Genomic DNA, 21,511 nt, shown 5'->3' with positions numbered 1-21,511 from the left:
CCTGGAACGCCAGCCCGGACCATCCATGGCGGGTAGGTTTTTAAATTTTATTCTGCTATCAGTTTTGAGCGGCTATTTTGGTCGCTTGGATGCGATTATCGTCTATAGATCAAGTATCAAAATCTTGGAACGGCGCTGGAAGTTATACAGCGCCTTTTTTGCGACCGGTAGGCTCTCGACGCTCGATTCGCTGAAGCCTTGCTCACGGAACCAGTGCAGGCTGCGGGTCGTGAGGACAAACAGGTGGGCTAGGCCCATCCGCTTGGCTTGTTGTTTGAGCTGGCTGAGCAGCAAGGCACCACGGTCTCCGTCGCGGAAGTCGCGGTGAACGGCGACACAGGCCATTTCAGCCATACGCTCATCAGGGAATGGATACAACGCTGCACACCCAATGATCAAGCCGTCACGCTCAATGATGGTGAATTGTTCGACTTCCTGCTCCAGTTGCTCCCGTGAGCGGCGGACCAAGATCCCATCCTGTTCCAATGGGCGGATCAACTCAAGGATCCCACCAATATCATCAATCGTTGCCTGGCGAACCTGCTCGGCACTTTCCATCACAATTTGGGTACCGATGCCATCGAGTGAGAATAGCTCTTGGATCAGGGCGCCATCTTCTTTGTAGCTGATCAGATGGCTACGGGGGATCCCTGCCCGGCAAGCAGTAATAGCCCCTCTTAGGAAGCGACCAGTACCCCGTTCTTCTTGTTGTAGTTCGACCAAGCGCTGCAAGGCTTGCTCTGCTTCAATGGGGAGCATTTCAGAGACAACACCCCCTTCGCGATCCAATACCCCCTGCTCGGAGCAAAAGCCGATGAGCTTGTCTGCTTTTAGCTTGATAGCCAGTTGGGTCGCAATTTCTTCCGATGTCAGGTTGAAACACTCACCGGTTACCGAGCTAGCGATTGGCCCCAGTAACACAATGGCGCGTTGATCAAGCTGGCGGTGGATAGCTTCGGTATCGATCCGGCGGATCCTGCCGCTATGGGCGTAGTCCACACCATCATCAATGCCTAAAGGTTGGGCGATAACGAAATTACCGCTAACGATATTAATTTGTGAGCCCGCCATCGGCGTATTGTTGAGGCCCATTGAGAACCTTGCCGTGATATCCAACTGGAGGTGGCCTGCGGCTTGTTTGGCTATTTCCAGTGCCCGCTCGTCAGTTACCCTAACTCCCTTGTGGTAGGGGGTTGGGTAGTTCATTTGCTCGGCAAGATTGGAGATCTGCGGCCTTGCGCCATACACCATTACAATACGCAGCCCAAGGCTGTTAAGCAGGGCGATATCATTGACGATATGGGAAAAATTTTCATGGGCGATGGCTTCCCCGCCAACCATGATGACAATGGTTTTGCCAATATGGGCGTTGAGGTAAGGGGCCGATTGGCGGAACCCTTTAACCAAGGCGGTACTTCTGAATTTCACGGCTGGCTTCCTTGTTGCTGTGTGGCAAGTATGCAGGCTTATGCCTCATGGTGAGGTCATAAGGATGTTATTAATGATTATGCGATTTATGTCAATAAAAATTCACCAAGAGCTATGTTCTTGGCATGTAATAACCAGATAAAAGTTGGGGAGAAGATCTCGTTATTTGCCTTGATAAGCAGATAAGTACCGAAAGAGGCGTGCTTTGGGGTATATTGGCTGGGAAACGCGCTATGTTATAAAGAGTTATGGCCACAAAGCAAAAGACCTCCTTGTTTACTCACCGACTGATCAGTTTTGCCATGGCAGTAGCCGTTACCGGCGCAATAGCGTTGGGCTTGTTGCTGGCTGGTTTGTTTGATAGCGCAGTAGCACAAGATAAACACTTACCGGATATCAACGGTGTCTGGACTGAACAAGATGTTGCCCCTTATGCCGCTGACAGTTTTGAAATCCGCCCTGAAGGCGTTTTTGTCAATGGCCGTCAGGTTAATACCCAATATCAATGGGATGGCAGCAAACTTGAGTATCTGCGCGGTGATGACCTTTATATTTACTCTTACCTTTCTGGCCGGCTGATCCGCCAAAGCCCAGCCCATTATATTTCCACTTTTTCACGTCGGAAGATGGACTTACGACCATCAAACTAATTCATGGGTGGAGTCGGCAACCTGCGTAGCAATTGGTTGACCGGGATCTGCTTGAGCGCCACCTTTCTCATAATATCTGCTGTATCCGGACTCCCTCCCAAGCATCGCTGGATCACGGTATTGACTTGGTGTGGTGAATTTCCCTCACTAACCAAGTTACGTATCCATTGGTATTCAACCGAGTTGATGTTTAGCAGTGTGTCCTTGCCTATCTTCAATGGTTGGTCCATGTGACGCCTCCATTCGACCTCAATGACATTTCTGTGACGTTTTTATTAACTACAGGACGACTATGACACAAATATGACAGTGGTGGCATATTGGTGCGTTTAAGTAAATAATGCGAAGCAATTCAGACAAACTGCTGACAAAGATAAGAAAAAGATCGGCAAAATGGTTTTTCGGGGGTAACCATTTGTAGGCGGGAGTGCCGCAGTTGGTTACACTGATGAAAAATGGGATTCCAAATAAGACGATATAGGATTGACGGTGTTTCGAAAAGCAACGGTTGCTCTATTAATTATGGGGTTGGTGGGCTGTGCCAAGCCCACTGATCGTGGTCAGCAATACCTCGATGGGGAGTTTGATCAGGTACTCAACCAAGTGGCGGTTGTGGAATCAGACAAGCCAAGAGATTTCAGTGAATTTCGCAACCAGATGGAGAAGGTTATCGAACGCTCTCCATCGATGGCGGCGACCTACCAACCCCTCTACCAGCAGATAGAAAATTGGGTCGCGGCGGGTAGTGAGCTGTCTGATCTGGGTACTTACGGTATCGAAGTTGCCCAGATGGGCGGCGGGGATGGCAACGGTAACGTGATGTTTACCGGCTATTTCTCGCCGGTGATTGAGTTGCGCCATCAACCGGATGAGGTCTTCCGTTATCCCGTTTATGGGATGCCTGAATGTGAGGCGAAGTGCCCGAGCCGGGCTGAGATCTATGCAGGGGCCTTGGAAGGCAAGGGGCTTGAGCTAGGCTACAGCGCCTCTATGCTTGATGTGTTTATGATGGAAGTGCAGGGTAGCGGCTTTGTCCATTTCGATGACAATGACCAGCTTCAATACTTTGCCTACAGAGGGAAAAACGGCCATCGTTACGTCAGTATCGGCCGTATCCTGATCGAGCGTGGGGAAGTGCCGCGTGAGAAGATGTCGCTCAAGGCAATTGATGATTGGGTTAGCCAGCAGGACGAGGATACAGTCCGCGAGTTGCTGGAGCAGAATCCATCTTATGTCTTTTTCAAACCACAGGATAACCTCGATGTGATGGGGACCGCAGGGATCCCGTTGCAGGCGCATGCGGCGGTAGCGGCCGATCGCGACTACCTGCCGATGGGCAGTGTGCTGCTGGCAGAAGTGCCCCAGCTCGATGAAGCCGGGAATTGGAACGGGAAGCATGTGCTTAAATTGCTAATGGCACTCGATACCGGCGGTGCGGTGAAGAAAAACCACCTTGACCTATACCATGGTATGGGTACTCAAGCGGGTGTGGACGCAGGTCATTACAAACATTTTGGCCGGGTCTGGAAGTTGGGCCTCCAGGGCACAAAGACCGGGCAACCTTGGGTTACCCCGTAGTGGTGTTGCAGGTCTAGCTTGCTTGTTTGGCTTCGGCTGACTGGACAATTTCCCAAAGAGTGCGTATAAATCGCACTCTTTCTTTATGAATGTGTGAATCAGCGCGGAACAGCCATGCGAGAACTAGATACCCCAGCATCAGACAATTACAACCAACGTTTCGGCGGGACCCGTCGTCTGTATGGTAACAGCGAAGTGGAAATCTTCCGTGCCGCACATGTGTGCGTAATTGGTATTGGCGGAGTGGGCTCATGGGCCGCAGAAGCGCTGGCACGTTCAGGTATCGGGGAGTTGACCCTGATTGATATGGATGATGTTTGTGTCACCAACATCAACCGCCAGATCCATGCCATGTCGGGTACGGTAGGCCAGAGCAAAATCGAAGTGATGGCTGAGCGAATCAAGCTGATCAACCCCGAATGCAAGGTTAACTTGATTGATGATTTCATCACCCCGGAAAATGTGTCTGAGTATATCGACGGTCGCTATGACTATGTGCTGGATGCCATTGATAGCATGAAACCGAAAGCGGCACTGCTGGCTTATTGCAAAAGCAATAAGCTCAAAGTGATCACCACAGGTGGTGCTGGCGGCCAGATTGACCCGACCCAGATCCAGATTGCCGATTTGACCAAAACCATTCAGGATCCGCTGGCGAAAAAGTTGCGTGATACTCTGCGTCGCCACCACAATTTCCCGAAGAACCCAAAACGTAAGTTTGGTATCGATTGTGTGTTTTCGACTGAGCAGCTGAAGTATCCACAGGCAGATGGCTCGGTGTGTGGTGTGAAGTCGACAGCGGAAGGTCCTAAGCGAATGGACTGTGCCAGCGGTTTCGGTGCCGCGACGATGGTGACCGCGACCTTTGGCTTTGTGGCGGTATCTCGTATCCTGCAAAAGCTGGTGGATAAGCACTTGCAGAAATAAAGTGCCGGATACCATTTGATAAAAGAAAAGCGAGGTTCAGCCTCGCTTTTTTGATCTTGCCTGCCGAAAGGCGCTTTTTTACCCTTCTGCCAATGCCTTTATCTGCTCGACAATTGCCTTGAGTCCGTTACCGCGTGAAGGGCTGAGGTGGGCGATCAGGTTGAGTTGCTCGAAATAGCCGTCGATATCGAATGATTGGATCTGCTCGGCATTCTTGCCTTCATAGGCGGCGAGAACCAAGGTGATCAGGCCACGGACAATACGTGCATCGGAGTCCGCTGCAAAATGAAAACTGCCGTCTGCCTGCTGCTGGTGGGTGAGCCAAACTTGGCTTTCACAACCGCTTACCTTGAGCTCGTCCTGCTTCAGTGCTTCCGGCATTGCCGGTAGTTTTTTCCCCAGTTGGATCACATTGCGGTAGCGATCTTCCCATCCATTGGCTTGGCTCATTAGATCGACAATCGCCTCGCAGGTAATTTCGGTACCAAAAGGGTGGCTTGGCAGCGTCATAATCTCTCCTAAAGCAGGCTGCAGGCTTTGTGCAGCGCAGCAATAAATTGGTCAATATCTTGTTCGGTATTATACAGGGCAATCGATACCCGTAGCGTACCGTTGACGCCAAGGGCATCCATCATCGGATGGGCGCAATGGTGGCCGGCGCGCAGCGCAATACCTTGTTGGTCGAGCAAGGTGGCAATATCTTGATGGTGCACACCTTCAACAACGAAGGAAAACAGGCTCGCATCTGATTGTAGGCCGACAACCTGCAAATCTTCGATATCCCGGACCCCTTCGATAGCACGCTGGCGAAGGGCATGGATGTGCTGCTCGGCACCTTCCCGGTCGATAGTGCCCAGCCAGTTGATGGCTGCGGCCATGGCTAGGCTACCGGCGACATTGGGCGTACCGGCTTCGAACTTACCCGGCAGGGCGGAGAATGTGGTGCCTTCAAAACTCACCTTTTCCACCATCTTACCACCACCGTGCCAAGGCGGCATTGCCTCGAGCAGCGCTTTCTTGCCATACAACACGCCTATGCCTGCTGGGGCAAAAATTTTGTGGCCCGAGAAGACATAGAAATCGGCATCGAGTGCCTGCACATCGACGGCTTCGTGGGCAACGGCCTGGGCGCCATCAATCACAGTGACAGCCCCAATATTGTGTGCGGCCTGAATAATGGTCTCGACCGGGTTGCGGGTACCCGTCACATTGGTGACATGGGCAACGGCCACAATCTTGGTTTTAGCTGTCAATAATTGGGAAAAAGCCTCTATATCCAAGGTGCAATCGCCATGCATTGGGATTTTAACGACTTTAGCCCCGGTCTGCTCAGCAACGATCTGCCACGGTACGATATTGGCGTGGTGTTCTAGCTCGCTGACCAGTATTTCATCGTCTGGTTGCAGGGTGTTACGGGCATAAGTTTGGGCGATCAGGTTAAGGGCTTCGGTTGCCCCACGAGTCCAGATGACTTCTTTGCTGTCAGCGGCGTTGATGAAGTGCTGGACGGTCTCTCTTGCTTGCTCAAATTGTGCCGTAGCGGTTGCGGTAAGGGTATGGCTACCACGATGGACGTTGGCATTGTGGCCACTGTAGTACTGCCGGATTGTCTCAATCACCTCAAGCGGCTTTTGGGTAGTGGCTGCACTGTCGAGGTAGACCAGTGGCTGGCCATTGCATTCTTGGGCCAAGGCAGGGAATTGCTGGCGAATACGCTGGATATCAAATTGGGCAGTCATGGTGTGTCACATAGCAAAAAAGACAAGGGGGAGATCATGCGGTGAAAAAAACAATAGGGCAAGTATTTCTCCGGTTGCTTCAATTATAAGTGGTGGGACGTTGGCTCGTCGAGACAGGCAAAAGGTATAAAGCGGATGAAGCAAAGATCTAAGGGTAAAAAAAAGGCACTGCGTTGGGGCGCAGTGCCAAGAATTAATTTTGACAGACAGGTCAAAAATACAGGAAGTAAAATTGGTAGATTGACTACCTATCCGGCATAACCCGGACAATATGCAAACACAACATCGCAACGGTGTGGTCAACCAAAAGCCTGAGGGCTAAAAACTTGGCCTTGCTCACCGTTGCGGGGCAAATCATATGGTTTATGTAGCACTTGAACAATGGACAATTTATAATGTTTCCCATAAAAAAAACTAATGCAGGAAAAGTATGTCTAGACGTCTCCCTCCACTCAATTCACTAAAAGTCTTTGAAGCGGCGGCCAGAAACCTCAGTTTTACCCGTGCAGCAGAAGAGTTATTTGTCACACAAGCTGCTGTAAGCCACCAGATTAAAGCCCTTGAGGAATTTTTGGGGCTCAAATTATTTCGCCGTCGTAATCGCTCTTTATTGCTAACTGAAGAGGGGCAAAGTTACTTTCTTGACATAAAAGACATCTTTTCTGCAATCTCAGATGCCACGGATAAGGTCTTGGAACGCGGCGCGAAAGGAGCGTTAACCATTAGTTTACCTCCTAGTTTTGCTATCCAGTGGTTGGTGCCTCGCTTGGCCGATTTTAACGAGCAGCACCCGGATATTGATGTGCGGATCAAAGCGGTGGATTTGGATGAGGGCTCTTTGACGGAAGATGTCGATGTGGCTATTTATTATGGCCGGGGCAATTGGCCCGGCCTGCGGGCAGATAAGCTTTACCAGGAATTCCTATTGCCAGTTTGCTCGCCGATGCTGTTAAACGGCCCGAAACCGCTACGTACCTTGGAGGATCTGAAACTTCATACCCTGTTGCATGATACTTCGCGCAAAGAGTGGAAAAACTATGTGCGCCACCATGGTATTGAAGGCACCAATGTTAATCAGGGGCCAATCTTTAGCCACTCGACCATGGTGCTGCAGGCCGCGGCACACGGCCAGGGGATTGCCCTGGGTAACAATGTATTGGCGCAGCCTGAACTGGAAGCTGGCCGTTTGGTTTGCCCGTTCGATGAAGTGCTGATGAGCAAGAATGCGTTTTTCTTGGTTTGTCAGGAGCGCCAGGCCGAAACCGGACGTATCCAGGTTTTCCGTGATTGGGTGTTGGCAAAAGCCGCCCGCGAGCAAGAAGACATGCCAGATGTGGAAGACGAGCTATAACGGGTGGGGAGATCGGAAAGACTATGACTGAATACATCATTGATACCCCACCGAGCGGGGAGTACAACGCGACGTTCTTGTTTGCCCACGGTGCTGGGGCTGGCATGGACCACGAGTTCATGGCTGATATTGCCAAGGGGTTGGCCCTCAAAGGGATCCGGGTGGTACGGTTTGATTTTCCCTACATGGTAAAACGCCGTGAAGATGGCAAGAAGCGACCGCCGGACAGGCAGCCTAAGTTATTGCTCGACTTCCAACGCCATATCGAGGCCTTTGCTTCGGATGGCGATTTGGTCATTGGCGGCAAATCCATGGGAGGGCGCATGGCGAGCCTGATCGTAACCGATATCGCCAATGAATCGCCGGATGTGGTGAACTGCCAAGAGAAAGTCAAAGGCGTTGCCTGCCTGGGCTTTCCTTTCCACCCGCCGGGCAAGCCGGAGAACTTTCGCGGTGAGCATTTGAAAACTATCACCTTGCCGACCCTTATCCTGCAGGGAGAGCGCGATACTTTTGGGACCCGCAGCGAGGTTGAAGGGTGGGATTATGCCAAAACGGTTGAAGTGAGCTTCTTGCCTGACGGCGATCATAGCTTTAAGCCGCGCAAGGCTTCGGGCCACACTGAGCCTGGTAATCGCCAGTTGGCGGTGAAAGCATTGGCGGAGTTTATTAGCGCGTGCACAGCCAAGGGGTAAGGCATGGGAAATCAAGTAAGCCGATGGTTGCTGGTGTTCGCGGCCTTGAGTGGTGCGGTGACGGTATCGTTGGGGGCATTTGCTGCCCATGGCCTGAAGTCACAGTTGCCACCGTATTTGCTAGGGGTGTTTGAAACTGGTGTCCAATATCAGGCATGGCATACCTTGGCAATTTTCGGTTGTGCAATATTGGCACGCATTCTTCCGTCAAAAGGGGTATTATACGCAGCCCTGTTTTTTGTGGCGGGGATCATACTCTTTAGTGGCAGCTTGTATGCGTTGGCACTGACGGGTATCAAGTGGTTTGGCCCCATCACCCCGATGGGAGGCGTCTGTTTTATCATAGGCTGGGTAGCGCTTGCAGTGGCTGCCTGGCGATCAGCTTGAGGGTTGAGAGTGAATCAAGTTCTGTTGTACTGCCGTCCCGGTTTCGAGAAGGAATGTGCCGGTGAAGTTCAAGACAAAGCAAATGCACTGGAGTTGTATGGCTTTCCTCGCGCAAAAAACAATACTGGCTATGTGTTGTTTGAGTTTTACCAGCCGGGCGATGCGGACAAGTTTATCCAGTTGCAGCCTTTTTCCGAGCTGATCTTTGCCCGCCAGATGGTCGCGGTAATGCCGGTGCTCGAAGATCTACCGCAAGAAGACCGCATTTCTCCAATCATGGAAATGGTGGCAGACTTCCCTCGCTGTGGTGACCTGCGTGTAGAAACACCGGATACTAACGAAGCCAAGGAGCTGTTGAAATTCTGCCGCAAGTTTACTGTGCCTTTGCGTCAGGCACTGCGTAAATCAGGTGCGATGTACGCCAAAGACAACCCGAAAAAGCCGGTCTTGCACCTTTGTTTCATTGCGCCGGGCTGCTGTTTTGTGGGTTACTCCTACACCACCAACAACTCGCCGTTCTTCATGGGGATCCCGCGCCTTAAGTTCCCATCGGATGCACCAAGCCGTTCGACGCTGAAATTGGAAGAAGCATTCCATGTATTTATCCCACGTGATGAGTGGGATGAGCGCCTCGCTGCCGGTATGTGGGGCGTCGACTTGGGTGCTTGCCCTGGCGGTTGGACTTACCAACTGGTGAAGCGCTCGATGTTTGTCCATGCGATTGATAATGGCCAGATGGCACAGAGCCTGATGGACACCGGACAAGTTAAGCACCATGCGGTTGATGGCTTCAAGTTTGAACCACCCCGTAAGAACGTGACCTGGATTGTCTGTGACATGATAGAAAAGCCAGCCCGCGTGGCTCACCTAATGGGTGACTGGCTGATCAAAGGCTGGGCTAAAGAAGCGATCTTCAACCTCAAACTGCCAATGAAAGGCCGGTACGATGAGGTTCTTCAGGATATCGAGAACCTGAAAGTGTACCTGATCCAGAATGGGGTGAAGTTCAACCTGCAGGCCAAGCACCTTTACCACGACCGTGAGGAAATCACGGTACATATCCAGCGCTTGGATAACCGCTCGCCGCACTAGTGTCAGGCCGAGTCATAAAACACCACCTCCGGGTGGTGTTTTTGTATTTGTCGGATAGAAAATATGGAGTGGTAATCGGTCCTTGGAAAAGAAGGTCCTTGGTGCTTGGAAAAGCAAAAATCAAAAGCTTGAACAGCGAGGGTTTTGCTAATTCTGCCCCAGCACCCAGCACCCAGCACCCAGCACCCAGCACCTGCTCCTATCCTCCCGCTGTAAAGCGTATATCCTGCAAATTGAATCCCAGAACCAAGTCAGTTTTCAGCGAGGCAACTTGCTTGGAGGCTACCGCTTCATCGCGGCTGGCATCGATTTTCTTCTGCCATTTTGTTGGTAGGTCGTCTGCTGCCAAGATGGCCTCTAAGTTCGGGTAGAGGCTGAGCAATTCTACTGCGGCCTTGGGGCCGATCCCGGTGACGCCGGGAATTTTACTCGAGCTTATGCCTGCCAAGCCCCAGTAATCAGGGAGTTGCTCTGGCTTGACGCCGAATTCTTTTTCGACAAAGGGACTGTCGAGCCAGCGTTGTTGGAAGTAATCGCGGATCCGCAAAGTGGGCTGGAGCAGTTGGCAATAGCCTTTGTCGGTGGAGATGATGGTGACTTGCTGGCCGCGAGAGGCAACTTTCAATGCCAGTGTGGCTACGAGATCATCGGCCTCGTCACCGTCAGAAAGCAGCGAGTCGATCCCCATATCCATGAATGCATCCTGGATGATATCCATGCCCGCCATCAACTCTTCGGGCATAGGTTTGCGCCCTTCTTTGTAATGAGGCAGCAGCTCGGCTCGCCAGCCACGGTCTTCGCCATGGTGATCGAATACCGCCACGATATGGGTGGGTTGACTGCTCTTGATGATTTTCCCCAGAGCCTGACAGCAGACTTTAGCTGTGTTGTGGACATCGGGTTCGCCATGCTGGGCGGCATGAACGCGGCGGATCAAATTGAGGGCATCAATGATGACAAGGTGGATAGACGACATAGCGTAAACCGTGTAGCAGTAAAGAAAAAAGGGTCAACAGACCCTTTATTGTACGCATAGTTGCTTGCGATGTGCACCGCCATCTGACGGGCTAGGGTGATTATTTCGCAATTGGCGGCGCGGCGGTGATGATTTCGTAGCACGGTTCGTAATGGCTACCGGGCAGTTTCATTCTCTGCTGTTCGACGAACTGGGCAAGTAGTTTGTCCATCCTTTTCATCAGGCTGACATCACCATTGATTTTAAAGCGGCCCCTACGTTCTATCTCCCTGATCCCTTCCTCTTTGACGTTGCCCGCCACAATACCAGAGAAGGCCCGGCGTAAGTTGGCGGCAAGGTGCTCTGGGCGTTGGTTCATGTGCAGGTCTAGGCTTGCCATTGACTCGTGGGTCGGCTCGAAAGGTAGCTGGAACTCCGGTGGGATAGCCAGTGACCAGTTGTAGCTGTAGGCATCGCCAGTGGCCAGGCGGTGTTCCTTAATCAGTGGCATGGCAGATTTCATCACACGGGCCACTTTCTCCGGGTCGTCGATGATGATCTGGTAATGCTTGGTGGCATCCTCACCTAGGGTATCTCGGATAAAGCTGTCGAGGGTACGGAAGTAGGGTTCGGACTCTTTCGGCCCGGTCAGGACCACCGGCATTGGCTGATCGGCATTTTCCGGTTCCATCAAGATCCCGAGGATATAGAGTAGCTCCTCTGCCGTACCCGCACCGCCAGGGAAAATGATGATACCGTGGCCGACCCGCACGAAGGCTTCGAGGCGTTTTTCGATGTCAGGCAAAATGACCAACTCGTTGACAATCGGGTTGGGTGGCTCTGCCGCGATAATCGACGGTTCGGTCAGGCCGATAAACCGGCTGTTGGGAAAACGCTGCTTGGCATGGCCGATGGCCGCGCCTTTCATTGGTCCTTCCATAGCACCGGGGCCACAACCGGTACAGATGTTGAGCTCACGCAGTCCTAACTCGTTACCGACTTCACGGGTATATTGGTACTCGACAGGGTTGATCGAGTGGCCACCCCAGCATACCACGATGTTGGGATCTTCACCGGAGCGAACGGTTTGCGCGTTGCGAAGCACACTGAAGACAAAGTTGGTGATGTGCGGTGAGCTGGTGAGGTTGATGTCCTTGCGTTGTTGTACATGCATATTGACGTAAACAATATCGCGCAGCACGGCGAACATGTGTTCCTGGATCCCGCGGATGATCCGGCCATCGACGAAGGCGTGCTCTGGTGGGTTCATCAATTCTAGCTTGATGCCGCGTTCTCGCCGCATGACATTGACGTCGAAGCTTTTGTGTTTTTCCAGTAGCTCTTTTGAGTTATCGGTGTGGCTACCTGAGTTGAGTACCGCCAGCGAACAGTTACGGTACAGACGATAGATGTCACTAGAGGCCGTTGCTTTGAGCAAATCGACTTCATGTTGGGAAAGTAGGTCCATTGCACCTACTGGACTGATATGAGTGATCATGATTACCTCCCTGGTCATGACAAGGTGGCGGTATCCACTGGGTGTATTCATTTTAGGAAGAATCGGTGAATACTGCCGGGTGAAGCAGAAAGTAAACCGGTTGGGAGTACACTCTGTTTCCTGAAGATCAGCCTAAGAGAAAATATGAATTACAAGTGACTGATATATTTACCATACACAGAGTAGCCCGTTTTTACCAGCCATTGATAGGTTGATGATTTACGGTGGGATCAGAAAATCCAGAAAATCCGGTTGCTACCAGCACTACGTGCACCGGTCAGGGCTTTGTCGGTCCGCTCAATGATATCTGCTGGGGTATCATTGCTTTCGAACAAGGTCGCCCCCATCGAGACAGTGATAGTGATGTTGTTGTCACGAAAGCGGAACGGCAGTTGGGCGATAGCCTGGCGGATAGCCGTTAGGCGCTGGTTGCGTTGCTCTTCGTTGGCATCAGGCAGAATCAGCATAAAGGCATCATCGCCGAAACGGCCGATAAAGTCGGTCGGCTCGAGCTGCTTGCGGATTGTCCGGGCGATGATCTTTAAGATTTTATCGCCGGCCTGATGACCGTAGTGTTTATTGACCGAGCTGAAATTGTCGATATCTACCAGAGTGACGCAAAGCGGGTGCTGGTAACGCAACCAGCGGCGGTATTCGTGCTCAAGGCGCTCATTAAGGGCACTGCGGTTGTACACCTTGGTGAGGTTGTCGAGGAAGATCCGTTGCTCTTGGTCGGTGAGCCTCTGGCGGTAATCCTGTGTTTGCTCGTAAAGGTGCTCGATCTTTGACTTGTTGTAGCTCAACTGTTCCAGCAGGGCTTTCTCACGCTTTTCTAACGCCTTGTTACGCTCGGCGAGAACGAGTAGTTCTTTGGTGAGGTGAGTCAGTTCAGGACGCCAGCTATCGAGTTGCTTGTGGGTTTGCAAGCCTGACTTGATCGACTGGGCCAATTCGGCCAGTTCATTAGTCATTTCACCGCGGTGCTCGTAGATAGTGTGGCTTTGCTCGGCGCTCTGTTGGGTAGTTTTACTTAAGGTACCCAGTTCACCGTTGACATTATCTAGGAACTGCTGAGAGGCATGGCGCTCCTGATGGGTGCCATCGAGTACTAATCGAAGCACCTCAAGGGACACCTCTAATAGCGATGAGGGTGAGACACCTTTGAGAAGCTGGTTACGTATTGTTAGCAGTTTATCCCCAGCCTCACCATCGAAGTCGAGCTCGGTGATCAGGTGCTGCAGCTCCGCAGTCAGTTTCATCAGCAAGTCTTGCTGGATGGCTGCCGGGTTGTTTTGTAGCCCTTTGGTGGCGACCAACTTCAGCGCACGCTCATACAACTTCATTAGGCCCAGCACTTGTTCGAATGAACTGGAAAGTGAAGCTGCTGGTTGGGAAAGAAGTTGATGTAGGTCGCGTTTTAATTGGGCTGGTAGGCCAGGAAAGCGGCGTAAGATTTCGCTACTGCGCTGGAACTGTCTATCCAGCTGCTCCCGCTCTTTGGGCTGGGTTTCGCCCATCCGATTGGCTAGCCTTTCAACCACAGCAATGCGTGGGATGAGTTGGCTGATGTCTTTCTGCTGCTCCAAGTCATGGCGCAGTATAGCCAGTTTCTCATCAAGCTCTTTGTCTATGCCATGACAAGCAACTGAAAGGCGGCTGATCAGACGTTTAAGGATCGCCAATTCCCGCCTAGATTTAAACGAAGCGTCTCGGTGGGAGAGTTGAGCTTGATCCAAACGCAGCTTCAATTGACTCAATTGCGAAGCTACGGCATTAATGTCTGTCACAGGGCTAAAGCGCAGTCCATAAGGTGGTAAACTTGTTTCTTATCAAACGTTTAAAAATGATAGGAAATTTCATGCTAACAAAAACTTTCATCTAATTCATTGTTATCGGCCATGAGCCGAATATTTACATCAGATTAACTGACATTTTTGTCAGAAACGTGATCGTTGTTCCAGCTAATGTCGCAACTCCCTGAAGTTTGTACTTTTACTAGCCCGTTATGTATGCCTTGGATGCAGGAGCGGCGAATGTTGTCACTGGCAAAACTGGCGGCTGGGGCTGCATCAATCGCACTGAGGTGTACCCATTGGCTACCGGATTCCTCCTTGCTGATTTCCCTTGCGGCATTGGTAGCCATTAGCAAAATATCGAGAAGCTCATGGTCGTTGATTGCCGTGTAGGCCCGTGGCAGGAATGGATACTCTGCCATACCGATCCTGACGCGGTTGTCGATATGTTTGCCCTCGAGGAATCTATCAACTAACTGCTGTAGAGAATTAGCCAGTTGATCCGGTGCTGAGTCCAAACGGGAGTTCGGTTCAATATACAAGAACATGGCATCGGAGAAATGATAAAGCCTTGCCGGTTCACATATCTGCTGGTTGAGGTATTCACCGAACTGGCGCTCAAGCTCCAGACCTTGCTGGTAGCCATGTTTGAGATAGATATGTTTGAGGAAGGGGACCTCGAACAGTGCAAAGCGTAAGCGGTCGCTCAACGGCTCGTTGATGATCTCCCCCAGGTGCCATTGCTCGAAGTTAGCACTACTTTGCTGTAGGGAGTTAGGCAGTTTGGCGGTTAGCATTCGTAGGTTTCGGAGCCCACTGCGAGGGTGGGTATAGAAATCATTGCGCAAACGCAGCAGTCGGGCCTGGAGTTGTTTGGCCGTTTTGTGGCGTCGCATCAGCACGATGAAGATCACGCCACTAAGGCAGAACAGGAAAATGGTGACATTTTTCTGTTTGTAGAGGGCTTTGCTGCTTTCGAATTGCTGGCGCTCTAGTTCTTCAAGGTGCAAAGAACGTTCAAGCATACGCTGCTGCTGTTTGAAGACTTCGACATTGCTCTTCACCTGGGCCTGCTGCTTGGTACTAAAGAGTTGCTCGTATCGGCGCTGGCTCAGCAGGGCATTGTAATAATCGCTTTGCTGTTCAAAAGCACGTGAGAGTATGTTTTCCCCTTCCAGTTGGAGGTCACGGTTGCCGATACGGCTGGCTGCAATCAAACCGGTTTGCAGGTTCGAGATAGCTTCCTCGATGTTGCCTTCAGCCAACTCCAACTCCCCCTGGAGGATCTGGGCTTCAGCCATGATAGCTTCGTTACCGGTTTGGGTAGCTATCAGGCGCGTATGGTGAAGGTACTGCTCGGATTTGGGGTAGTTGTATAGCTGCAGGTAAACACGGGCGATATTGAGCCTCAGCCTGGCCGATCGGATATCGCTGTTGAGTTGGTTTTCCTGATCCAAGGCGTTGAAGTAATGGACCAGCGCCAGGTTGAAGCGGCCTTGCTGCTCATAGATGGAAGCGATCAGCTCCAAGGTTTTTGCTAGCGGCCTGCTGCGATCATAATGCTCGAAGAATTCACCGGCCTGGGTAGCATGCTCAAGCGCCTTGTCGAAAACTTTACGCTGTTCGAACAGAATGGCTAACTCGTAGTTGGCGACAGCGGTTTGGGCTTGGTCGTCGTTTTCAACGGCTAGCCAGTAACCACTCAATAACCGGTCTAGGGCGGTATCGTAATGGCCATGTTTGAAGTAGTGCCGCCCTACAACCAATTGGTAATGGATGAGCTCGCTGGGATCATCAAGGTTGATCAAATAACGTTTGGCTTTCAGGAAGCCTTTCTCTGCCTTGCTTTCCTGATCAGTGGCCGACTCAATGACTGAGCGCTGCATGAGGGATTGATACTGCAAGCGTTTGATCTGGCTGTCGAGCATCAGGTTGGTACTTGCGGCAATACCTTTTTCTATTTCATCCAGCATCTTGAGTGAACGGGCATTGTTTTTTAGGTTTTCCCAGTAGATATCGGCATGGATAAGCTGGCTCTCCAGTTGGCTGAACGTGAGGTTTTCCTCGGTCGAAAGGACCTCAGCCTGTTTGATGGCAGCCATTGCTTCTTCGGGTTGGTTCAGCAGCGAATGGGCTTTGGCCAATATCTGCAATGCATTGACGGTGCTAAGCGGCGTTCTAACGGAATGATCAGTTTCGTCATTGATATGAACGCGGGAGGTTTCTTTTGGGGCACTCAGGCGACGCTGGTTGAGGTAGCGGGAAGTAATAGCCAGAGATTGCTCAGGGTTGGTTTGGAGCAGCTCATTGGCTTCTGCCAGGATTGGCGTGGTAAAAATTTTAGCTTGTGTGCTGAACGAGATCATGCCAATGAACAGCAAACGGATCAGCCAACGGCTAGCAGACATACTTTTAAAAACCCAAAAATACAGTACCACCAATATTAATGGGTTAGCTTATCAAGTCCAGCAAAGTCTGCGATTTTGCTGGACTAATTCCCAACTTACTCGGGCATACACCTCACTGAGTAATTTTTTGCACATTTGTGTTTATCAATCAGCTCGGTGTCATCAATTTGTAGAATTATTGTCTAGCCAAGCGGAAGTTATCGCTAGGGGTTTTACCCATATTGGTACGGTAAGGGTTGATGTCCAAGCCACCCCGGCGGGTATAACGGGCGTAAACCGTCAATAGTTCTGGCTTACAGTACTTCATGATGTCCGTAAAAATACGCTCAACGCACTGCTCATGGAACTCGTTGTGGTTACGGAAGGAGATCAGGTAGCGCAGCAATTTTTCGCGGTCGATTTTCTTACCGGTGTAGGAAATGCGCACGCTGCCCCAGTCTGGCTGGCTGGTGATCAGGCAGTTAGACTTCAATAGGTGGCTGTGCAGGATTTCAGTCACTGTTTCTTCAGACGCAGCACCCTCTAGGTGAGATGGGTCGAACTCGTAATCGGTAATTTCGATATCCTGATCGTCGATACAATCACCGAAGAAGTTAGCGATAGGCTGATCGTCAAAATCAGAAAGCGGCTGAACGGTCACATCGACATCGGCACCCGCGCACTCACTCAGATCTTTTTGCAGGGTATCAGCAATTTGCTGCCAGCTGTCAAATTTGGTCTGGTTAAAGCTGTTGAGGTAAAGCTTGAATGACTTTGACTCAATAAGGTTAGGGCTGCTGGCTGGCAGGCGAACCTCACCGATAGCCACTTGCGGTAGGCCTTTTTTGTTTAGCCAAGACAGCTCGTAGAGTGTCCAGATATCATAACCGGTAAACGGAAGGGTATCGCCAAGGGCCAGATCATCTCGGTTCAGGCTGCGAGGCACTGGCTGAAGAAGAGATGGGTCATACTGATCTATGTATTCCGTCGTTTTACCTAGGGTCAAACCGGCTAATTCTTTCGCGTCTTGATATTTGCTCATACTGTCCTGGACACACTTGGATTAGAATAGCCAAAGTTTACTTAATCTTTTGAGAGGTTGCGAATGAATCATCCCGTTGCAGCGGCGTTATCCGAATTTTCTTCCCGTTTTTTGCAAGCATGGTGTGATGCAGGTCAAGGTTTTCCCCGTAGTGGTGACCTTTTGGGTTTATCATCACCTTGTGTCAAGGCAGATGACGGCTATGAAGTGACTTGGCAACCCGTCGCTCGAGAACCGATGGGGGATCTTGCTGCTGTTGAGAAAGGGATCGAGCTTCGCTTGCATGAAGACATCGTCGCTTTCTATGGTGCCCAGTTCAGTGGCGATATGGCTGCTAAATTCCAGACCGTGACAGGCGTGGTTGAATTTGATTTGCTTCAAGCCTTTAGCGAAGACGATGTGTTGCGCCTGCAGGAAAATATCTTAGGCCACTTGGTGACCCAGCGTCGTTTGAAACTAAAACCCACCGTTTTTATTGGGGTAATGGACTCCGAAAGTGAAGTGATCTCAGTATGCAACCTTACCGGAGAGGTGATTTTGGAAACGCTGGGTAAGGACAAGCGCGAAGTGCTCTCCCCAAACCTTGAAGATTTCCTGGCGGCACTAGAACCTGTGGTTAAGGCTGAGTAAGTTATGTACGTTGTCGAATTGCAATTTGAGTGTTTTGATAATACCACCGTCGCAGCCGTTGATACTGCCATCAACGGGTTAATGGATGCCTTACGTTATAATGGCCAGGTACTCGGGCGAGAATTCCCTATCGTCATGGATGAAGGCACATTCAAGGTAAGGGCGGTATGCCCTGAAGAGGAAAGCCTGCACTCCCGTTTCCACAGCCCTCAGGTCAAGGCTTGCTTGAATCGCTTGAGTCATGCGAGTTTGCTCAGCCCCAAAGTGAAGCTGCTGGGAAGGGATTTGAATTCTGAAGCCGCCGCCGAGAATTTCTCGCCAAGCTGGCAGGTGATCTATACCACCTATGTCCATACATGCTCACCTCTGCGCTGTGGTGAAACGTTAATGCCAATCCCGTTATACCGTTTGCCGGAGCCGACTCTCAACGGTGACCACAAAGCGGTGGTGAAATGGCAGACTGAATGGCAAGCGTGCGATGAAATACAAATGGCTGGGGCTTGTCAGGCTGAACATGCTGCCCTGCATGAAATTCGTGATGCTGACAGTGATATCTTTCGCCGCGGTTGGGATTTGCGCGGGCGGATCGAGTACATCACCAAAATTCCAACTTACTACTATCAATACCGGGTTGGCGGTGAAAGCCTCGAAAGTGAGCTCAACCGGCCATGTCCGAAATGTGGTGGCCAGTGGCGGTTGGATGAACCCCTGCATGGTATTTTCCACTACAAGTGCGACAAGTGCCGAATCGTCTCCAATCTGTCTTGGGATTTCCAGTAATGAAAAAGCGCAGTGGTAACTGCGCTTTTTCTGTTTAGGTATCCAACTGACGTTTGTTACTTAGCCTGTTGGCTTTCTAGTTTTTCCAGCCTTGCTGTGAGGGTGGCGACTTGCTGCTCCAATGCCGCTATACGCGCCTCAGCTGAAGGCTGGTTTTCCACTTTTTCAATTTTCGGCACGCGGGCACTCGATTTCCAACTCTGCAATGCTTTGATGATCAGTGGCATAGGCAGAGGATCGGCTAACCGTGACTTAATCAGTGCCACCGATGGATCTTTGCCTTCGGCGACAAGTGCATCAATGGCTTCGGTCAGGGCTTTAGTAATTTCAGATGACATGCTGTTTCCTTGTTGCTGTCGTTCACCAGGCTATTTTCACCCAAACATACCTGGGGGCACAACAGCAAAGCCGTGGGCGATTTCTAATTACTTTCTTACCTATTTTCTTAATAAGGCATCCAATTGATCGATGACTTCGCACCAGTCGGCATCTTGCTCTTGTGATTCTTTGAGAAAACGTTTTTGGGCTGGTTGCCAAAAGTTGGCCTCGGATAACTGTTCATGTTGGGCAAGGTGGTGTTCGGCCAAGAAGGTTTCGATAAACTCTTTGGAATTGTTCAATCCCAATTGGCTGAACAGGGATGCAAGGTTGTGGTTGAAGGTTTCCATGGACACTCCTTGGCTAGCGCATAATGTTTTATGACTAATTATAGAGAAATTTTACTGCCTGACAGGTTCCATTCATTTTCGTGGTATTCCTATTCATCTCATGCCCTTGTGAGAGATCTCTTACAAAGGTGTGGGAGATTATGGTGAAGACAGCAGCGAACAAGCTTACCGTTTAGGTTTAAGTTATTGAGTTATTTAAAATTTGTTGTTTTATGATGATTTTCTCTGCTTGTAAGGAAGAAAGAAATTAGCGACAAGTGCTATTTTGCCGAGGGGGAAATACGTAATATTAACCCTGTCGGAAGGAACTGACGGAACGGAACAGGAAATAAGCCAAGGATTTGGTTTGTCTCAGGAAGAGACCGGTGTACTAGGATGGTATGTCGAACAAGGACTGTGAAGGGATAGCCGAGGAACGGCAAAATGGTAAGCAGGACGTTTACCAGTCAGGATGACAAAAGGACCACTTCAGGAAGAAGTTAGGGACACCTCCAGGATGGATGTTGAGAGTCAGGACAGGATGGACTGACGGGTCAGGATGGCCACAGGATCACTTCAGGATGAAGTAAAAAAGGACAATGCTGAAGGAACACAGCTGTCAACGGAATGATGCAGGGAGCACCATAGTAGCGGGATTGCTGCAAGTAAGACCTAAGGGCGCAACGAAAGTTGCGCCCGTTCTTTTTGCGTCAGCAAAAACGCTTCCGATATCCATTTGCTATTGCTTTGGCTTACTCACTTTTCCTTGAAAATATCGCACCGGCACTTGGCCATGGGCACTAGGCGATTGGAAAAATTTTCTAGCCTCTAGCCTCTAGCCTCTAGCCTCTAGCCTCTAGCCTCTAAAGCAACCTCTTATCTCTATATCATACGGCCAAAACTGTCATATTTTGGACTAATCTCTGTAACCGTAGTGAAACGCAGAATAATACCCTTGTGAAACGGGGTGCAGTTATAGCCTTCACTCTTTGTGAGAGATCTCTTACAAAGCTGTAAGACTAATAAAGATCAAATTCGGTGAAAATAGTCGGCTTTTGGTTTTTTGTATATAAATATCAGATGCTTAATATTTTCATTTTTGTGGTGAATGATCTTTTGCGATCCATGGTGCCTGATAGTCAATTGTATGAAATCCTAATGGGCGTAATATGGTCTTCGTCGACAGGGAGTTGGCTCAGGATTGGGAAAGCAGACGGATGCTGCAAGCCTAGGAAAGGCTGTGCTAACAAGGTGGTTAGCAGACTGGATGTCATGGACACGGAATGGATACCGCCGGGGATCAGGATGATTGCCGTCAGGATGAATAGGACAGCTTTAGGATAAGCCGGAACACCTCAAGGATTGGGGCTTAGGGAGAGCGCTCTGGGATAGGGCAAGAGGACAACTTAAGGATAAGTATCAGGAACCCTTCAGGATGAAGGCAGGGACACCGCCAGGATGGATGAGAGAGTCGCACAAGGATAACGCGACGGGTCAAGGAACTACCAAGGACAACCCGGGGATGGGGTTTAGGGATTACCGCTAAGGAATTTAGAAAAACAAGGACAGTCGCAGGGAGCACTATCGTAGCAGGACGGCTGCATGTAAGACCTAAGGGCGCAACGCAAGTTGCGCCCGTTCTTTTTTTGCGTCAGCAAAAACACTTCCGATATCCATTTGCGATTGCTTTGGTTTATCAACTTTATCTTTGAAGATATCGCACCGGACCTAGGAAGAGCGGGTCCTTGGTCCTGGGGAAAGTGGGTTCTAGGATCTAGGCAGAGCAAAAGCAAGGAAAGAACTTGACGTTCTATAGCCTTTCAACATCCTGCAACCTGAAGTGACCCCCTAAAAGTAGACACCTCTTTATTAGGAATAAGAGGTGTTTATATGAAAGTTGTTACTAGACGTAGCTTTACCGACGAATTTAAG

General features: G+C 50.5%; 20 protein-coding genes. 9 read left to right on the top strand and 11 right to left on the bottom strand.

The genetic code is table 11. The annotated features are described in order from the left end of the window. Nucleotides 1-102: 102 nt before the first annotated feature. Nucleotides 103-1,428, bottom strand: coding sequence for an amino-acid N-acetyltransferase (argA, locus tag BIZ37_RS13795; RefSeq protein ID WP_187462001.1), 1,326 nt, complete (start codon nt 1,426-1,428; stop codon nt 103-105). Nucleotides 1,429-1,676: 248 nt separating this feature from the next. Between argA and BIZ37_RS13790 the strand changes: the two genes are divergently transcribed. Next, on the top strand, nt 1,677-2,078 hold the full coding sequence (locus BIZ37_RS13790) for a DUF2850 domain-containing protein (protein ID WP_255526752.1): 402 nt from the start codon (nt 1,677-1,679) through the stop codon (nt 2,076-2,078). Here the strand turns inward: BIZ37_RS13790 and BIZ37_RS13785 are convergent. Beyond that, nucleotides 2,075-2,308, bottom strand: a complete 234-nt coding sequence (locus BIZ37_RS13785) for a hypothetical protein (RefSeq protein ID WP_187462000.1) — start codon at nt 2,306-2,308, stop codon at nt 2,075-2,077. The genes BIZ37_RS13790 and BIZ37_RS13785 overlap by 4 nt on opposite strands. Before the next feature lie 259 nt (nt 2,309-2,567). On the opposite strand from BIZ37_RS13785, the gene mltA reads away from it, so the two are divergent. Together mltA and tcdA are read left to right on the top strand one after the other, a co-directional pair. Continuing rightward, on the top strand, nt 2,568-3,656 hold the full coding sequence (gene mltA / locus BIZ37_RS13780) for a murein transglycosylase A (protein ID WP_187461999.1): 1,089 nt from the start codon (nt 2,568-2,570) through the stop codon (nt 3,654-3,656). 114 nt (nt 3,657-3,770) lie between these two features. Beyond that, nucleotides 3,771-4,583, top strand: a complete 813-nt coding sequence (gene tcdA / locus BIZ37_RS13775; protein WP_107301265.1) for a tRNA cyclic N6-threonylcarbamoyladenosine(37) synthase TcdA — start codon at nt 3,771-3,773, stop codon at nt 4,581-4,583. A gap of 78 nt (nt 4,584-4,661) precedes the next feature. On the opposite strand, the gene csdE is transcribed toward tcdA, so the two are convergent. Both csdE and csdA read right to left on the bottom strand, forming a co-directional pair. Then, nucleotides 4,662-5,093, bottom strand: a complete 432-nt coding sequence (gene csdE / locus BIZ37_RS13770) for a cysteine desulfurase sulfur acceptor subunit CsdE (RefSeq protein WP_187461998.1) — start codon at nt 5,091-5,093, stop codon at nt 4,662-4,664. 8 nt (nt 5,094-5,101) lie between these two features. Then, nucleotides 5,102-6,322 (bottom strand): cysteine desulfurase CsdA, encoded by a 1,221-nt coding sequence (gene csdA, locus BIZ37_RS13765; RefSeq protein WP_187461997.1) that lies wholly within the window; start codon nt 6,320-6,322, stop codon nt 5,102-5,104. A 430-nt stretch (nt 6,323-6,752) separates the two neighbouring features. Between csdA and BIZ37_RS13760 the strand changes: the two genes are divergently transcribed. The 4 genes from BIZ37_RS13760 to rlmM are packed head-to-tail and all read left to right on the top strand — an operon-like array spanning nt 6,753 to nt 9,847. After that, nucleotides 6,753-7,673: a transcriptional regulator GcvA gene (locus BIZ37_RS13760; RefSeq protein ID WP_187461996.1), complete on the top strand. Its 921-nt coding sequence runs from the start codon at nt 6,753-6,755 to the stop codon at nt 7,671-7,673. Nucleotides 7,674-7,696: 23 nt separating this feature from the next. Next, complete coding sequence (locus BIZ37_RS13755; RefSeq protein WP_187461995.1) at nt 7,697-8,368, top strand: alpha/beta family hydrolase; 672 nt, start codon at nt 7,697-7,699, stop codon at nt 8,366-8,368. A 3-nt stretch (nt 8,369-8,371) separates the two neighbouring features. Then, complete coding sequence (locus BIZ37_RS13750; RefSeq protein WP_187461994.1) at nt 8,372-8,755, top strand: DUF423 domain-containing protein; 384 nt, start codon at nt 8,372-8,374, stop codon at nt 8,753-8,755. 9 nt (nt 8,756-8,764) lie between these two features. Continuing rightward, nucleotides 8,765-9,847: a 23S rRNA (cytidine(2498)-2'-O)-methyltransferase RlmM gene (gene rlmM / locus BIZ37_RS13745; RefSeq protein ID WP_187461993.1), complete on the top strand. Its 1,083-nt coding sequence runs from the start codon at nt 8,765-8,767 to the stop codon at nt 9,845-9,847. A gap of 199 nt (nt 9,848-10,046) precedes the next feature. Here rlmM and xni read toward each other — a convergent pair whose 3' ends face one another. From xni to queF, 5 genes are all read right to left on the bottom strand, one after another. Next, nucleotides 10,047-10,823 carry a flap endonuclease Xni gene (gene xni, locus BIZ37_RS13740; RefSeq protein WP_187461992.1) on the bottom strand — a complete coding sequence of 259 codons (777 nt, stop codon included), beginning with the start codon at nt 10,821-10,823 and terminating at the stop codon, nt 10,047-10,049. Nucleotides 10,824-10,923: 100 nt separating this feature from the next. Continuing rightward, nucleotides 10,924-12,300, bottom strand: coding sequence for a nucleotide 5'-monophosphate nucleosidase PpnN (ppnN, locus tag BIZ37_RS13735; protein ID WP_187461991.1), 1,377 nt, complete (start codon nt 12,298-12,300; stop codon nt 10,924-10,926). Nucleotides 12,301-12,530: 230 nt separating this feature from the next. Beyond that, nucleotides 12,531-14,087 (bottom strand): GGDEF domain-containing protein, encoded by a 1,557-nt coding sequence (locus tag BIZ37_RS13730; RefSeq protein ID WP_187461990.1) that lies wholly within the window; start codon nt 14,085-14,087, stop codon nt 12,531-12,533. Between the two features lie 134 nt (nt 14,088-14,221). Then, nucleotides 14,222-16,501 carry a GGDEF domain-containing protein gene (locus BIZ37_RS13725; protein ID WP_187461989.1) on the bottom strand — a complete coding sequence of 760 codons (2,280 nt, stop codon included), beginning with the start codon at nt 16,499-16,501 and terminating at the stop codon, nt 14,222-14,224. Between the two features lie 175 nt (nt 16,502-16,676). Then, nucleotides 16,677-17,522 carry an NADPH-dependent 7-cyano-7-deazaguanine reductase QueF gene (queF, locus tag BIZ37_RS13720; protein WP_187461988.1) on the bottom strand — a complete coding sequence of 282 codons (846 nt, stop codon included), beginning with the start codon at nt 17,520-17,522 and terminating at the stop codon, nt 16,677-16,679. A 63-nt stretch (nt 17,523-17,585) separates the two neighbouring features. On the opposite strand from queF, the gene syd reads away from it, so the two are divergent. Both syd and BIZ37_RS13710 read left to right on the top strand, forming a co-directional pair. Then, nucleotides 17,586-18,152 (top strand): SecY-interacting protein, encoded by a 567-nt coding sequence (gene syd / locus BIZ37_RS13715; RefSeq protein ID WP_187461987.1) that lies wholly within the window; start codon nt 17,586-17,588, stop codon nt 18,150-18,152. Between the two features lie 3 nt (nt 18,153-18,155). Continuing rightward, nucleotides 18,156-18,932, top strand: a complete 777-nt coding sequence (locus BIZ37_RS13710; protein ID WP_107301539.1) for a Zn-ribbon-containing protein — start codon at nt 18,156-18,158, stop codon at nt 18,930-18,932. A gap of 56 nt (nt 18,933-18,988) precedes the next feature. Here the strand turns inward: BIZ37_RS13710 and BIZ37_RS13705 are convergent, their stop codons facing one another. Then, nucleotides 18,989-19,270, bottom strand: a complete 282-nt coding sequence (locus tag BIZ37_RS13705) for a hypothetical protein (protein WP_187461986.1) — start codon at nt 19,268-19,270, stop codon at nt 18,989-18,991. A gap of 99 nt (nt 19,271-19,369) precedes the next feature. Then, nucleotides 19,370-19,600 carry a DUF2789 domain-containing protein gene (locus BIZ37_RS13700; RefSeq protein WP_107301537.1) on the bottom strand — a complete coding sequence of 77 codons (231 nt, stop codon included), beginning with the start codon at nt 19,598-19,600 and terminating at the stop codon, nt 19,370-19,372. Nucleotides 19,601-21,511 lie beyond the last annotated feature (1,911 nt).

Origin of the sequence: Photobacterium sp. BZF1 (genome assembly GCF_014349205.1) — a bacterium.
In the GTDB taxonomy this organism is placed as follows: domain Bacteria; phylum Pseudomonadota; class Gammaproteobacteria; order Enterobacterales; family Vibrionaceae; genus Photobacterium.
Note: the sequence above shows the minus strand (reverse complement) of the source record. Positions and strands in the feature narration are given on the sequence as shown.

What these genes read in the sequence shown, in the direction of transcription:
- BIZ37_RS13700 (WP_107301537.1), bottom strand. Translation starts at nt 19,600, where the DNA reads ATGGAAACCTTCAACCACAACCTTGCATCCCTGTTCAGCCAATTGGGA.
- csdE (WP_187461998.1), bottom strand. Translation starts at nt 5,093, where the DNA reads ATGACGCTGCCAAGCCACCCTTTTGGTACCGAAATTACCTGCGAGGCG.
- ppnN (WP_187461991.1), bottom strand. Translation starts at nt 12,300, where the DNA reads ATGATCACTCATATCAGTCCAGTAGGTGCAATGGACCTACTTTCCCAA.
- BIZ37_RS13725 (WP_187461989.1), bottom strand. Translation starts at nt 16,501, where the DNA reads ATGTCTGCTAGCCGTTGGCTGATCCGTTTGCTGTTCATTGGCATGATC.
- queF (WP_187461988.1), bottom strand. Translation starts at nt 17,522, where the DNA reads ATGAGCAAATATCAAGACGCGAAAGAATTAGCCGGTTTGACCCTAGGT.
- BIZ37_RS13790 (WP_255526752.1), top strand. Translation starts at nt 1,677, where the DNA reads ATGGCCACAAAGCAAAAGACCTCCTTGTTTACTCACCGACTGATCAGT.
- BIZ37_RS13750 (WP_187461994.1), top strand. Translation starts at nt 8,372, where the DNA reads ATGGGAAATCAAGTAAGCCGATGGTTGCTGGTGTTCGCGGCCTTGAGT.
- tcdA (WP_107301265.1), top strand. Translation starts at nt 3,771, where the DNA reads ATGCGAGAACTAGATACCCCAGCATCAGACAATTACAACCAACGTTTC.
- BIZ37_RS13710 (WP_107301539.1), top strand. Translation starts at nt 18,156, where the DNA reads ATGTACGTTGTCGAATTGCAATTTGAGTGTTTTGATAATACCACCGTC.
- BIZ37_RS13785 (WP_187462000.1), bottom strand. Translation starts at nt 2,308, where the DNA reads ATGGACCAACCATTGAAGATAGGCAAGGACACACTGCTAAACATCAAC.
- xni (WP_187461992.1), bottom strand. Translation starts at nt 10,823, where the DNA reads ATGTCGTCTATCCACCTTGTCATCATTGATGCCCTCAATTTGATCCGC.
- syd (WP_187461987.1), top strand. Translation starts at nt 17,586, where the DNA reads ATGAATCATCCCGTTGCAGCGGCGTTATCCGAATTTTCTTCCCGTTTT.
- BIZ37_RS13760 (WP_187461996.1), top strand. Translation starts at nt 6,753, where the DNA reads ATGTCTAGACGTCTCCCTCCACTCAATTCACTAAAAGTCTTTGAAGCG.
- BIZ37_RS13755 (WP_187461995.1), top strand. Translation starts at nt 7,697, where the DNA reads ATGACTGAATACATCATTGATACCCCACCGAGCGGGGAGTACAACGCG.
- csdA (WP_187461997.1), bottom strand. Translation starts at nt 6,322, where the DNA reads ATGACTGCCCAATTTGATATCCAGCGTATTCGCCAGCAATTCCCTGCC.
- BIZ37_RS13705 (WP_187461986.1), bottom strand. Translation starts at nt 19,270, where the DNA reads ATGTCATCTGAAATTACTAAAGCCCTGACCGAAGCCATTGATGCACTT.